The organism is Streptomyces sp. NPDC048392 (assembly GCF_043200575.1).
Classification (GTDB): domain Bacteria; phylum Actinomycetota; class Actinomycetes; order Streptomycetales; family Streptomycetaceae; genus Streptomyces.
This window is the reverse complement of sequence record NZ_JBICYB010000017.1, coordinates 105,158-118,483: the sequence shown is the minus strand read 5'-3', so window position 1 is coordinate 118,483 and position 13,326 is coordinate 105,158. Positions and strand designations below refer to the sequence as shown.

Annotated in this window: 8 protein-coding genes; 6 read left to right on the top strand and 2 right to left on the bottom strand. The window is 71.6% G+C overall.

Translation table 11 applies throughout. The annotated features are described in order from the left end of the window. Nucleotides 1-59: 59 nt before the first annotated feature. A complete protein-coding gene (locus tag ACGFYH_RS22790; RefSeq protein WP_393804992.1) occupies nucleotides 60-1,283 on the bottom strand; it encodes a trypsin-like serine peptidase in 1,224 nt (407 codons plus the stop codon). Nucleotides 1,284-1,696: 413 nt separating this feature from the next. Here ACGFYH_RS22790 and ACGFYH_RS22785 point away from each other — a divergent pair, with 413 nt between their 5' ends. The 4 genes from ACGFYH_RS22785 (at nucleotide 1,697) to ACGFYH_RS22770 (ending at nucleotide 8,117) form a co-directional block, all read left to right on the top strand. Further along, entirely contained in the window at nucleotides 1,697-2,971 is a 1,275-nt protein-coding gene (locus ACGFYH_RS22785; protein ID WP_393804991.1) for an aminotransferase class III-fold pyridoxal phosphate-dependent enzyme, read from the top strand. Between the two features lie 41 nt (nucleotides 2,972-3,012). Continuing rightward, a complete protein-coding gene (locus tag ACGFYH_RS22780) occupies nucleotides 3,013-5,073 on the top strand; it encodes an IucA/IucC family protein (RefSeq protein WP_393804990.1) in 2,061 nt (686 codons plus the stop codon). A gap of 54 nt (nucleotides 5,074-5,127) precedes the next feature. Next, a complete protein-coding gene (locus ACGFYH_RS22775; RefSeq protein ID WP_393804989.1) occupies nucleotides 5,128-5,820 on the top strand; it encodes a GNAT family N-acetyltransferase in 693 nt (230 codons plus the stop codon). Between the two features lie 266 nt (nucleotides 5,821-6,086). Continuing rightward, complete coding sequence (locus ACGFYH_RS22770) at nucleotides 6,087-8,117, top strand: ATP-dependent DNA helicase (RefSeq protein ID WP_393804988.1); 2,031 nt, start codon at nucleotides 6,087-6,089, stop codon at nucleotides 8,115-8,117. A gap of 158 nt (nucleotides 8,118-8,275) precedes the next feature. Here the strand turns inward: ACGFYH_RS22770 and lexA are convergent, their stop codons facing one another. Continuing rightward, complete coding sequence (lexA, locus tag ACGFYH_RS22765; protein WP_104631071.1) at nucleotides 8,276-9,055, bottom strand: transcriptional repressor LexA; 780 nt, start codon at nucleotides 9,053-9,055, stop codon at nucleotides 8,276-8,278. 585 nt (nucleotides 9,056-9,640) lie between these two features. On the opposite strand from lexA, the gene nrdR reads away from it, so the two are divergent. Beyond that, nucleotides 9,641-10,189: a transcriptional regulator NrdR gene (gene nrdR, locus ACGFYH_RS22760; RefSeq protein WP_393804987.1), complete on the top strand. Its 549-nt coding sequence runs from the start codon at nucleotides 9,641-9,643 to the stop codon at nucleotides 10,187-10,189. Between the two features lie 169 nt (nucleotides 10,190-10,358). Beyond that, the gene (locus ACGFYH_RS22755) at nucleotides 10,359-13,253 is read left to right on the top strand and encodes a vitamin B12-dependent ribonucleotide reductase (RefSeq protein ID WP_393804986.1); all 2,895 of its coding nucleotides are present in this window, start codon (nucleotides 10,359-10,361) and stop codon (nucleotides 13,251-13,253) included. Nucleotides 13,254-13,326: the final 73 nt, after the last annotated feature.

Below are 13,326 nucleotides of genomic sequence, written 5' to 3'. Positions count from 1 at the left end.
CGCTTCGGCCCTGTTGTTGTCCCGGTGGCCGTCGCCCCAGTGCGGAGCCCGGCGCGCGCTCACTGGCCGGTGAACTTGCCGCTCACCGCGTCGAACACGCCCTTGGCCTCCTCGCCGAGGCGCGGACCGGCCAGCCAGCCCGCCGTCACCGGACCGATCGAGGTGTTGGACACCAGCGCGGGCTTGCCGTCGGAACCGGCGGCGATCCAGCCACCGCCGGACGAACCGCCGGTCATGGTGCAGCCGACGCGGTACATCGTCGGGTCGGAGGCGTTGATCGACAGCCGTCCGGGCTTGTCCTGGCACTGATACAGCTTCTGACCGTCGTACGGCGGCGCGGCCGGGTAGCCGATCGCCTTCATGCTTCCGACCTCCGGCACGGCCGGCGCGTCGAAGTCGACCGGCAGGGCCGAGCCGACCGTCTCCTCCAGCGACTTGCCGCCGCTGCCCTTCTCCGGCGTCACATGGATCACGGCGAAGTCGTACGAGGCGCCGTCACCGCCGGTCGCACCGCCCTGCTCGATCCACTGGTCCGAGGTCTGAGCCCAGTCGCCCCACCACACACCGTAGGGAGCGAGCTCCTCCTTGGTGGCGTTCTGCAGTTCCTCGGCCGACATGTCCGCGTCGTTGTACGAGGGGACGAAGGCGATGTTGCGGTACCAGCCGCCGCTCCTGCCCGCGTGCACGCAGTGTCCGGCCGTCCACACGAGGTTGGACTCGCCGGGGTGGGCCGGGTCCTTCACGACCGTCGCCGAGCAGACCATGGAGCCCTTGGGGGAGTCGAAGAGGAGCTTGCCCGCCGTGGCGGCGTTGTCGTGGTACTTGGCCGCGACGGCCGCTGCCTCGACGGGGGCGGGTTCCGGGTCGGTGACGCCCTGGTCACCGGAGATGTCGTTGTCGTCGACCTCCTGGTCCGGTTCCTCGGCGTCCCGCATCCGGTCCGGGTCCCACAGGCCCTCGATGATCGGGTTGACGAAGTCCTGCGCCTCGCGCAGCCAGTCGTCCTTGTCCCAGTTCTTCCAGGCGCCGTTCTTCCAGTCGTCGACGTCGATCCCGCGTTCCCTGAGCTTCTCCTTGATGTGGTCCGGGATCCGGATCCCGCCGTTGCCGTCGTCGACGGCGGACGCGGAGGCGTCGGCGGCCGCCTCGGGGTCGCCGTCCTCGCACGCCGTGGCGGTGAGCGCGAGCGCCGAGACGAGCGCCACGGCGGCGGCCGCGGAGGAGGTTCCGCGCCGCCCGCGCCGGTACCCGCGCGTGGTGAACGACGGCCGTATGGATCGCATGGTGTTGACTCCCCCTGCTGTGAAAGTACGTGGTGCCGAGGCCGAGCCGTCGAGCGGCGGTGACCTGGAACGGCATCACACACTATTCGTTGGCTGTGGGGGACTCCCGACGGAACGGCAACGGTTCGGACACAGCCCTCTGACCTGGCCCGCTTCCTCTGACGGTCCGTGAACCCGGGCCGCGGTGCCGGCTCGGACCGAGAAGTCCCCGTCCCGACGCGGATCTTCGGGCAGGCCGTAACTCCGTGAACGGTCCGCGGTTGGTAGCGGTGGGGGGCCTGCTGTCCGGACGCGGTCCCCCGTGCCGGGAGCGACCCGACACGTCACGTCCCGTCCGGACAGCGGGAGGTCGACAAGCCGTGGCGGAAACCGCGTACGGGGGACGTGCGTCCGGAGGCGGGAACGCCGGGCCGGTGGGGGCGAGGGGACCCGCGGGCGGGGCGTCCACGCCGGCGTGCGCCGCGAAGGAGGGCGCTTCGAGGTTCCAGCCGGCGCGTGAACCGGCGGCACGCACCTATGCGCGCGCCCTCCCGGTCGTACCGGTCCGGGCCAGAGGGCTCACCATCGAGGGCGCCGACGGCCGCCGCTACCTGGACTGCGTCTCCGGCTCGGGCACCCTGGTTCTGGGACACAACCATCCCGTGGTGCTGGAGGCGATCCGCAGGGTCCTCGACTCGGGCGCCCCCTTGCATGTCACGGACCTCACGACGCCGGTCGAGGACGCCTTCGTCACCGAACTGCTGCGCACCCTGCCGCCCGGACTCGCCCACCACGCGCGCGTGCGGTTCTGCGGCCCGACCGGCACGGACCCGGTCGACACCGCCGTCGCGCTGGTCCGCGCCGCCACCGGACGGACCCGGGTGATCGCCGCCGCCGACGCCCACCCGTCGGTACTCGACGACCGCGAGCCGGGACAGGCGCCGCCCGCCGGGCTGATCCTGGAAGCGGTCCGGAGCGCGGCCGGCGTGCTGCCGACGCCGGACGCCCGGGTACGGCGACTGCGTGCCCTCACGACCGAGCGGGCCGTCCTCCTCGTCGCCGACGAGACCGAGACGGGCGTCGGACGGACCGGTGCCTACTGGGCGTTCGAGCACAGCGGAGTCACGCCCGACGTCCTGGTGCTCTCCAAGGCGATCGGCGGCAGCCTGCCGCTGGCCGCGGTGGTCCACCGCGACGGCCTGGACGGCCTGGACGATCCGCACGCCGGGGAGCCCGGGGCCGGCGCCTTCCGCGGCAACCAGCTCGCCCTGGCCGCGGGCGCGGCCACCCTCGCCCACGTGCGCGAACACCGCCTCGCCGCACACGCCGCCGCACTGGGTCACCGGATGCTGACCCGACTGCGCTCCCTGGCCGAGGAGTTCGCGTGCGTCGGCGAGGTACGCGGGCGGGGCTTGATGGCCGGCATCGAACTGGTGGCACCGGACGGCACGTCCGACACACCTGCCCGCGGTGCCCGCCCCGGCACCTCCGCCGGACTCGCCGCGGCCGTCCGGCGGGAGTGTCTGCGCCGCGGGCTGATCGTGGACACCACGGGCCCGCGCGCCAACGTCGTACGCCTGCTGCCGCCGCTGATCGTCACCGAGGAGCAGATGTCGGCGGTCCTTGACCGGCTCGCCGACGCCGTGCAGGCGGTGGACCGCCGACCCGCCGACCCGGCCGCGTCACCGGGGGAGCGCATCCCGCGTTGAGACCCACCGCCCGGACACAGCACACGTCAGGAGGACCCGCGTTGCACACCGGCACCGCACCCGAACCGGCACCCGCGACCGTTTCCGCACCCGGAGCACCGGCCGTTCCGGCGCCTGCCGTGCCCGGGGCGCCGGCCGTTCCGGCGCCTGCCGCGGCCCCCGCCTCCTCGCAGGTGCCCGCCGTCGCGTCGACTGCCGCGCGCCCGGCTGCGCCGGGGGCTGTCCCCTCCGCGGATGCCGCGCACGTCCGGGCCACGGCGTCCCACGCCGTCCCGGATCCCCCGCGCCACCTCGATCCGTACGCCGCCGCCCAGGCCGCGGCCACGGAGAACCTGATCCGCTGCTGGGTCCGCGAGACCGACGTGCCCGCCCCCGACGACGGCGTTCTCCACATGCCGCTCCCGGCCGGGGGTACGGCCTTGATCGTTCCCGTGCGCTACTGGTCCCCGACCGGTCGGCACGGCTTCGGGCCCCCGCGCCTGGCCGGCGCGCCCACCGGCGCACCGCCCGTGGACGCGGTCACGCTCGCCGCGCTGCTCGCGCGGGAGACGGCCGCCTCCCCGGGACCCGACGGCCCCGACCTCGTCGCGCGCGTCGCCGACTCCGTCCGCCGCACAGCCGTATTCCTCCGGGAGCGCGGGGAACGTCCCGAGGACGCGTCCGGCGGTTGCCGCGAGGTCACCGGAGCCCGCGGCGGGCCCGACCTGTTTCTCGCCGCCGAACAGGCGCTTCTCCTCGGGCACCCGCTGCATCCCACCCCGAAGAGCCGTGAGGGCCTCACCGAGGCGGAGGCACGCCGGTACTCACCTGAACTGCGCGGCTCCTTCCCCTTGCACTGGATGGCAGTCGACCCCTCCGTGCTCGCCACCGACTCGGCCTGGACCGAGCGCGGCCGCCCGGTCACCGCACCCCGGCTCGCCGCACGTCTGGCCGGAGACGGGCCCGTACCGCCGGACGGGTTCGCGCTCCTGCCCCTGCACCCCTGGCAGTTCCGCGCCGTAGTGCACCGCCCGCGGACCGCGGCACTGCTGGACGCGGGGCTGCTCAGGGACCTCGGTGCCCGGGGCACGCCCTGGCATGCCACGTCCTCCCTGCGGACCGTCCACCGCACCGGCGCCCCCGCCATGCTCAAGCTCTCGCTCGCCCTGCACATCACCAACTCCCGACGGGAGAACCTCCGCAAGGAACTCCACCGCGGAGTCGAGGTCCACCGTCTGCTGCGCCGCGGACTGTCCCGTCAGTGGCAGGCCGCCCACCCGGACTTCGACATCGTCCGCGACCCGGCCTGGCTCGCCGTCGACGGACCGGACGGCAGGCCGGTACGCGGGCTCGACGTCGTCATCCGCCACAACCCCTTCCGGCCCTCGGACGACGTCTCCTGCGTGGCAGGTCTCGTCGCGCCGTGGCCGCGGGCCCGGCAGTCCGCGCGCCGGTACACGCGGGCGGACGGCTGTGACGCGCACGCCGCCGCCGGCCGCGGCCCGCGGTCCCGGCTGGCCGAGGTCGTCGCACGACTCGCCCGGCGGACCGGCCGCCCGGGCGGAGCCGTCGCCGCCGAGTGGTTCCTGCGCTACCTGCACCACGTCGTACGCCCCGTCCTGTGGCTGGACGCCCACGCGGGGATCGCCCTGGAGGCACACCAGCAGAACACCCTCGTACTCCTGGACACCGACGGCTGGCCCGCCGGCGGCCGCTACCGCGACAACCAGGGCTACTACTTCCGGGAGTCCCGGCGTGCCGAACTCGACGCGCGGCTGCCCGGGGTCGGCGAACACAGTGACACGTTCGTGGCCGACGAGGTCACCGACGAGCGCTTCGCCTACTACCTCGCCGTCAACAACGTGTTCGGCCTCATCGGTGCCTTCGGCTCCCAGCGTCTCGCCGACGAACGCCTGCTGCTCGCCGCCTTCCGCCGTTTCCTCGGCGAGCTCGCCTCGGGCCCCGCCCCGATGGGCGGGCCGCTGCCGGCGCACCTCCTCGACTCGCCCGTACTGCGTTGCAAGGCCAACCTGCTGACCCGGCTGCACGGTCTCGACGAACTCGCCGGCCCGGTGGACACCCAGTCCGTCTACGTCACCATCGACAACCCGCTGCGCGCCTGAGCGGGCCGCCGCAGTCCTCCTCACCCCCCTCCGCCCTGCCGAAAGAGCGACACCTTGTCTTCCACCGACGCGAGCGCCGACGACACCCTGGACCTGCATCTGCCCGAGGAGTTCGTCGCCCTCTTCCGAAGCGCGGGGAAGGACCCCGCGGAGACGGGGGCGACACGTGCGGGCGAGGACCTCCTCGACCACGTCGCCGACTGGGGGCCGCGCCACACACCCGCAGGCGTGTTCCACCTGGTGCCCGTCGAAGTCGAACGGGACGTTCCACTCGTCGCGCGCTGGATGAACGACCCCGCCGTCGCCGCGTACTGGGAGCTGACCGGACCGCGGAGCGTGACCGAGGACCACGTACGGGCCCAGCTCACGGGCGACGGCCGCAGCGTCCCGTGCGTCGGGGTGCTGGACGGGGTACCGATGAGCTACTGGGAGATCTACCGGGCCGACCTCGACCCGTTGGCCCGGTACTGTCCCGTCCGGCCGCACGACACCGGCATCCACCTGCTGATCGGCGACGACGCCGATCGCGGCCAGGGCATCGGGACCACGCTGATCAGGACGGTCACCGACCTCGTCCTCGCCGGACGGCCCGCCTGCACACGGGTGCTCGCCGAACCGGACGTCCGCAACACCCCCTGCGTCGCCGCGTTCCTCGGCGCCGGATTCCGGTTCACTGCCGAGGTCGACCTGCCCGCCAAGCGCGCCGCCCTCCTGATCCGCGAACGGACGGCGCCCGGTTCGCCGTGACCCGGGCCGCTCGGTGCCCCTGCCGCCGCCTTCGCCCGTGGTCGCCCTTCGCTCGCTGTCCCCAGTTCGTGGGCTTCGCCGGCCATTCCCCTTGCCTCTCTTCGCCTCTCTTCGCCGACCTGCCCCGCCCAGGAGGCATCCTTGCCCCGCCCGTCCCCACGGCCTCTCCGGTCACGTGTGCCGGCGTCCGTCCCGATGCCTCCGCCGTCCCTCGCACCCGCCTGGCCGACCCGTTTGTCAGTCCCGGGCCGTAGGGTGGTCGCGCTATGACGAAGCCCTCACTCCCCGAACTCCTGCACGCCGCCGTCACCGCCGTCGGCGGCACGGAGCGTCCCGGCCAGGTGGCCATGGCCGAAGCCGTCGAGGAAGCCATCGACGGCGGCTCCCATCTGCTGGTCCAGGCCGGCACCGGCACCGGAAAGTCGCTGGGCTACCTGGTGCCCGCCCTGGCGCACGGGGAGCGGGTCGTCGTGGCCACGGCGACCCTGGCCCTGCAGCGCCAGCTGGTCGAGCGGGACCTGCCCCGCACGGTCGACGCGCTCCAACCCCAGCTGCGCCGCCGCCCGGAATTCGCGATGCTCAAGGGCAGGTCGAACTACCTGTGCCTGCACCGACTGCACGAGGGAGTCCCGCAGGACGAGGAGGAGGGGCTCTTCGACCAGTTCGAGGCCGCCGCCCCCACCAGCAGGCTGGGCCAGGACCTGCTGCGGATGCGCGACTGGGCGGACGAGACCGAGACCGGCGACCGCGACGACCTCACGCCGGGCGTCTCCGACCGCGCCTGGTCGCAGGTGTCGGTGTCCTCCAGGGAGTGCCTGGGAGCCTCGAAGTGCGCCTACGGCGCCGAGTGCTTCGCGGAGATGGCCCGCGAGCGGGCCAAGCTCTCCGAGGTCGTCGTCACCAACCACGCGCTGCTCGCGATCGACGCCATCGAGGGCGCACCCGTGCTGCCGCAGCACGAGGTGCTGATCGTCGACGAGGCGCATGAGCTGGTCTCCCGCGTCACCGGGGTCGCCACCGGCGAGCTCACTCCAGGCCAGGTCAACCGTGCGGTGCGCCGCGCGGCCAAGCTGGCCAACGAGAAGGCCGCCGACCAGCTGCAGACCGCCGCCGAGGGCTTCGAGCGGCTGATGGAGCTCGCGCTGCCGGGCCGGCTCGAGGAGATCCCGGAGGACCTCGGCTACGCCCTGATGGCGCTGCGGGACGCCTGCCGTACGGTCATCTCGGCCATCGGGGCCACCCGCGACAAGTCCGTGCAGGACGAGGACGCCGTCCGCAAGCAGGCGCTGGCCTCCGTCGAGTCCGTGCACGACGTGGCGGAACGGATCACGAACGGCTCGGAGTGGGACGTCGTCTGGTACGAGCGGCACGACCGGTTCGGTGCCTCCCTGCGGGTCGCGCCCATGTCCGTCGCGGGCCTGCTGCGCGAGAAACTCTTCACCGACCGCTCGGTGGTCCTGACCTCCGCGACCCTGAAGCTGGGCGGCGACTTCAACGGCGTCGGGGCCTCGCTCGGACTCGCCCCCGAGGGCACCGAGGGCGACGACGTGCCCCAGTGGAAGGGCGTCGACGTGGGTTCCCCCTTCGACTACCGCAAGCAGGGCATCCTCTACGTCGCCAAGCACCTGGCGCGTCCCGCCCGGGACGGCGACCGCGGCGACATGCTCGACGAGCTCACCGAGCTGATCCAGGCGGCGGGCGGCCGCACCCTGGGGCTGTTCTCCTCGATGCGCGCCGCCCAGCTGGCCGCCGAGGAGCTGCGTTCCCGCATCCCCGAGTACCCGATCCTCCTCCAGGGCGAGGAGACCCTCGGTGAACTGATCAAGAACTTCGCCGCCGACCCGGAGACCTGCCTCTTCGGCACCCTGTCGCTGTGGCAGGGCGTCGATGTGCCCGGGTCGAGCTGCCAGCTGGTGGTCATGGACAAGATCCCGTTCCCGCGCCCGGACGACCCCCTGATGAGCGCCCGCCAGAAGGCTGTGGAGGAGGCCGGGGGCAACGGATTCATGGCGGTGGCCGCCACGCACGCCGCGCTGCTGATGGCCCAGGGCGCGGGCCGGCTCGTCCGGGCGTCGGGTGACCGAGGGGTGGTGGCCGTACTGGACCAGCGGCTGGCGACGGCCCGGTACGGGAGCTATCTGAAGGCGTCGCTGCCCGACTTCTGGTTCACCACGGATCGAGATCAGGTCCGCAAGTCGCTCGCCGCCATCGACGCGAAAGCACGGAAGGCCGAGGCGGCAGCTCGAACGGAGGACGCGTCTCAGGCGGAAGGCGCGGGGCAGACGGAGGGCGACTGAGGGCCCGGCCCGCGGGGCCGGGCCACCGGTCCCCGCACGGCCTGACCCGCGGTACGGCCCCGGCTCCGCACAGCGCGGGGCCCCGGAACCGGCGCAGAGGTTCCGGGGCCCGGTCGGGTCGGCGGGGCGCTGTCGCGCGTACCCGCCCGCCGTGGCGCTCAGACGCGACGCAGTACGGCCACCACCTTGCCGAGGATGGTCGCGTCGTCACCCGGGATCGGCTCGTACGCCGAGTTGTGCGGGAGGAGCCAGACGTGGCCGTCCTCGCGCTTGAAGCGCTTGACGGTGGCTTCGCCGTCCAGCATCGCGGCCACGATGTCACCGTTCTCGGCGACCGGCTGGCGGCGCACCGTGACCCAGTCGCCGTCGCAGATCGCGGCCTCGATCATCGAGTCGCCGACGACCTTCAGGACGAACAGCTCGCCGTCGCCGACCAGCTGCCGGGGGAGCGGGAAGACGTCCTCGACGGATTCCTCGGCGAGGATCGGACCACCGGCGGCGATGCGCCCGACGAGCGGGACGTACGACGCGGCCGGCTTTCCGGCGGTGTCCGTGGGCTGCACCGAGGCGGCCTGGTCGGAGCCGCGCACCTCGTAGGCGCGCGGGCGGTGCGGATCGCGGCGCAGGAAGCCCTTGCGCTCCAGCGCCATCAGCTGGTGCGCCACGGACGAGGTGCTGGAGAGGCCCACGGCCTGGCCGATCTCCCGCATCGACGGCGGGTACCCGCGTCGCTGCACCGAGTCGCGGATGACCTCGATCACCCGGCGCTGGCGGTCGGTGAGTCCCGAGCTGTCCGCCCGGATGCCGGGAGGTCGTCCCGGCAGGGAGCGCTTGTGCCCCTCGGGATTCGCGGCGTCGCTCGTCGCGTGCACCGGCTCAGGCCGGCCCTGGGGGCGGTCCTGGGCAGTGATGGTGGCACTGTCGGCGGTGGTGGTCACGTCGGCCCCTCTCGATGGTCTCCCTGCTGCACAACGGTAGTAGCTTTCGAAAGGTTGCGCCAAACACACGTTCGAGTGAAAAAACATGAATCACTCGCCCGTATTCCATGTCTGGGTGTATGGCTACCGTGGTGCCTGGCGGACAAAAGGGCTCATTGCTGTACTCTTCACCGCCGTGGCGACAAGCTCGGGGACGCCGCTCCAGTCTGCCATCCGGCATCCCGTTCGACGGGCCGGGTCTCCCGTCCGTCGCGGTAGTCCCACGTCCCCTCCCCGCGGTGCCCACGGTATCTCCGCATGCCTCCGGGCGACACGGCCGTGCGCGTGCGCGTCGCGGCCACGCGCGCGTGGCCGTGCGGCACCTCCGCGGCCCGGCTGGGCGGGTACGCACAGGCGCGACACGCGTGCAGGGCGTGTATGTATGAGCCAATCCCCACATCTAGTGGTTGGATTGCATCAGCAGCCCACAAGTTGTGGTCCCCCGGGTCTTGGAGCCCGCCGCGATCGCCTATGCTGGGGTTGCTTCGAGGGGCTTGAAGGGCCTGTCGAGGCTGTTGAGTCTGCTGTGAGGAGGGTTCGGAGTTCATGCACTGCCCCTTCTGCAGGCACCCCGACAGCCGTGTCGTCGACAGCCGTACGACGGACGACGGCACGTCGATCCGCAGGCGCCGCCAGTGCCCTGACTGCTCCCGTCGGTTCACGACCGTGGAGACGTGCTCGCTCATGGTGGTGAAGCGGTCCGGGGTCACCGAACCGTTCAGCCGCACCAAGGTCATCAACGGTGTGCGCAAGGCCTGCCAGGGCCGGCCCGTCACCGAGGACGCGCTCGCCCAGCTCGGCCAGCGGGTCGAGGAGGCGGTGCGGGCCACCGGAAGTGCCGAGCTGACCACCCACGACGTGGGGCTGGCCATCCTCGGCCCGTTGCAGGAGCTCGACCTCGTCGCCTATCTGCGATTCGCCTCCGTCTACCGGGCATTCGGCTCGCTGGAGGACTTCGAGGCCGCGATCGCGGAACTGAGGGAGACGACGGGGCACCCCGGCGGAGACGACGACACCGGCGCGGGGAGCCGGAAGAACGACCGCGGGCCCACAGGGACGGGACAGGTCCCCGAGCCCGCAGGCGCCGCCGACTGACCGGCGGGCCGGACCCGGACTTCGGTGCCGGGGCCCGGCCGGACGGCGGCGAGTGAGAAAGACCTGTTGCGGGCGGTACGGGAAACGGCCCGCAACACCAGACAGAACACCGTGCCCACGGGAACAATCGGGGCACTTCAGGGCGTTTTCGCCCGTACAGGGAGGCGGCATGACAGAGACGGCGAGTGGTCCGGCACGGAGTTCCCGCGCCAAGGGCACCAAGGCGGGCAAGGGACTCCGCGTCGAGCGCGTCCACACCACTCCCGGCGTCCACCCCTACGACGAGGTGGCCTGGGAGCGTCGTGACGTCGTCATGACCAACTGGCGCGACGGCTCGGTCAACTTCGAGCAGCGTGGCGTGGAGTTCCCCGAGTTCTGGTCGGTGAACGCGGTCAACATCGTCACCAGCAAGTACTTCCGGGGCGCGGTGGGCACGCCACAGCGAGAGGTGAGCCTCAAGCAGCTCATCGACCGCATCGTGAAGACGTACCGGAAGGCCGGTGAGGACAACAGGTACTTCGCCTCGCCCGCGGACGCCGAGATCTTCGAGCACGAGCTGGCCTACGCCCTCCTGCACCAGATCTTCAGCTTCAACAGCCCCGTGTGGTTCAACGTGGGCACGCCGCAGCCGCAGCAGGTCTCCGCGTGCTTCATCCTGTCCGTCGACGACTCCATGGAGTCGATCCTCGACTGGTACAAGGAAGAGGGCATGATCTTCAAGGGCGGCTCGGGCGCCGGCCTGAACCTCTCCCGGATCCGCTCCTCCAAGGAACTGCTCTCCTCGGGCGGCAACGCCTCGGGCCCGGTCTCCTTCATGCGTGGCGCCGACGCCTCCGCAGGCACGATCAAGTCGGGTGGCGCCACCCGCCGTGCGGCCAAGATGGTCATCCTCGACGTCGACCACCCCGACATCGAGGACTTCATCCAGACCAAGGTCTCGGAGGAGGAGAAGATCCGCGCCCTGCGCGACGCGGGCTTCGACATGGACCTGGGTGGCGACGACATCACGTCCGTCCAGTACCAGAACGCCAACAACTCGGTCCGCGTGAACGACACGTTCATGAAGGCCGTCCAGGACGGCGGCAAGTTCGGCCTGACGTCCCGGATGACCGGCGAGGTCATCGAGGAGGTCGACGCCAAGGCGCTCTTCCGCAAGATGGCCGAGGCCGCCTGGGCCTGTGCCGACCCGGGCATCCAGTACGACGACACCATCAACCAGTGGCACACCTGCCCGGAGTCCGGCCGCATCAACGGCTCGAACCCCTGCAGCGAGTACATGCACCTGGACAACACGTCCTGCAACCTCGCCTCGCTGAACCTGATGAAGTTCCTGAAGGACGACGGCAAGGGCAACCAGTCCTTCGACGCCGAGCGCTTCGCGAAGGTCGTCGAGCTCGTCATCACCGCGATGGACATCTCCATCTGCTTCGCGGACTTCCCGACCCAGAAGATCGGTGAGAACACCCGCGCCTTCCGCCAGCTCGGCATCGGCTACGCCAATCTCGGCGCCCTGCTGATGGCGACCGGTCACGCCTACGACTCCGACGGCGGACGCTCCCTGGCCGGCGCCATCACCTCCCTGATGACCGGTACCTCGTACCGGCGTTCCGCCGAGCTCGCCGCGATCGTCGGCCCCTACGACGGCTACGCCCGCAACGCGAAGCCGCACCTCAAGGTCATGAAGCAGCACTCGGACGAGAACGCCGGGGCCGTCCGCATGGACGACCTGGACACGCCGATCTGGGCGGCCGCCACCGAGGCCTGGCAGGACGTGCTGCGCCTCGGCGAGAAGAACGGCTTCCGCAACGCCCAGGCGTCCGTCATCGCCCCGACCGGCACCATCGGTCTCGCCATGTCCTGCGACACCACCGGCCTCGAGCCCGACCTCGCCCTGGTCAAGTTCAAGAAGCTGGTCGGCGGCGGCTCGATGCAGATCGTCAACGGCACCGTCCCGCAGGCCCTGCGCCGCCTGGGCTACCAGGAGGAGCAGATCGAGGCGATCGTCGCCCACATCGCCGAGAACGGCAACGTGATCGACGCTCCCGGCCTCGCGCACGAGCACTACGAGGTGTTCGACTGCGCCATGGGTGAGCGCTCCATCTCCGCGATGGGCCACGTCCGCATGATGGCCGCCATCCAGCCGTGGATCTCCGGTGCCCTCTCCAAGACGGTCAACCTGCCGGAGTCGGCGACCGTCGAGGACGTCGAGGAGGTCTACTTCGAGGCCTGGAAGATGGGCGTCAAGGCGCTCGCCATCTACCGCGACAACTGCAAGGTCGGCCAGCCCCTCTCCGCCAAGACCAAGGAGAAGGAGAAGGCGGAGGTCACCGAGAAGGCCGAGGCGGCCATCCGCGAGACGGTCGAGAAGGTCGTGGAGTACCGCCCGGTGCGCAAGCGCCTGCCGAAGGGTCGTCCCGGCATCACCACGTCCTTCACGGTCGGCGGCGCCGAGGGCTACATGACCGCCAACTCCTACCCGGACGACGGTCTCGGCGAGGTCTTCCTCAAGATGTCCAAGCAGGGTTCGACCCTCGCGGGCATGATGGACGCCTTCTCCATCGCGGTGTCCGTCGGCCTCCAGTACGGCGTGCCGCTGGAGACGTACGTCTCCAAGTTCACCAACATGCGTTTCGAGCCGGCCGGTATGACGGACGACCCGGACGTGCGGATGGCGCAGTCGATCGTCGACTACATCTTCCGCCGCCTGGCGCTGGACTTCCTGCCCTTCGAGACGCGCTCCGCGCTCGGCATCCACTCCGCCGAGGAGCGTCAGCGCCACCTGGAGACCGGTTCGTACGAGTCGTCCGACGACGAGGTCGACGTCGAGGGCCTGGCCCAGTCGGCGCCGCGCGCCCAGGAGCTGAAGGCCGTCGCCACGCCGAAGGCCGAGGCCGAGGCCGCCAAGCCCGCTCCGCAGCAGGCGCACACCAGCGCCGAGCTGGTGGAGATGCAGCTGGGCATCCAGGCCGACGCCCCGCTGTGCTTCTCCTGCGGCACGAAGATGCAGCGCGCCGGGTCCTGCTACATCTGCGAGGGCTGCGGCTCGACCAGCGGTTGCAGCTGACGCGTGGCTGTTCGTAGTCACTCGTAGTCGCTCATGAGTAAGGGGCACCCGCCCTGGCGGGTGCCCCTTACTC

What these genes read in the sequence shown, in the direction of transcription:
- ACGFYH_RS22770 (WP_393804988.1), top strand. Translation starts at nt 6,087, where the DNA reads ATGACGAAGCCCTCACTCCCCGAACTCCTGCACGCCGCCGTCACCGCC.
- ACGFYH_RS22790 (WP_393804992.1), bottom strand. Translation starts at nt 1,283, where the DNA reads ATGCGATCCATACGGCCGTCGTTCACCACGCGCGGGTACCGGCGCGGG.
- nrdR (WP_393804987.1), top strand. Translation starts at nt 9,641, where the DNA reads ATGCACTGCCCCTTCTGCAGGCACCCCGACAGCCGTGTCGTCGACAGC.
- ACGFYH_RS22755 (WP_393804986.1), top strand. Translation starts at nt 10,359, where the DNA reads ATGACAGAGACGGCGAGTGGTCCGGCACGGAGTTCCCGCGCCAAGGGC.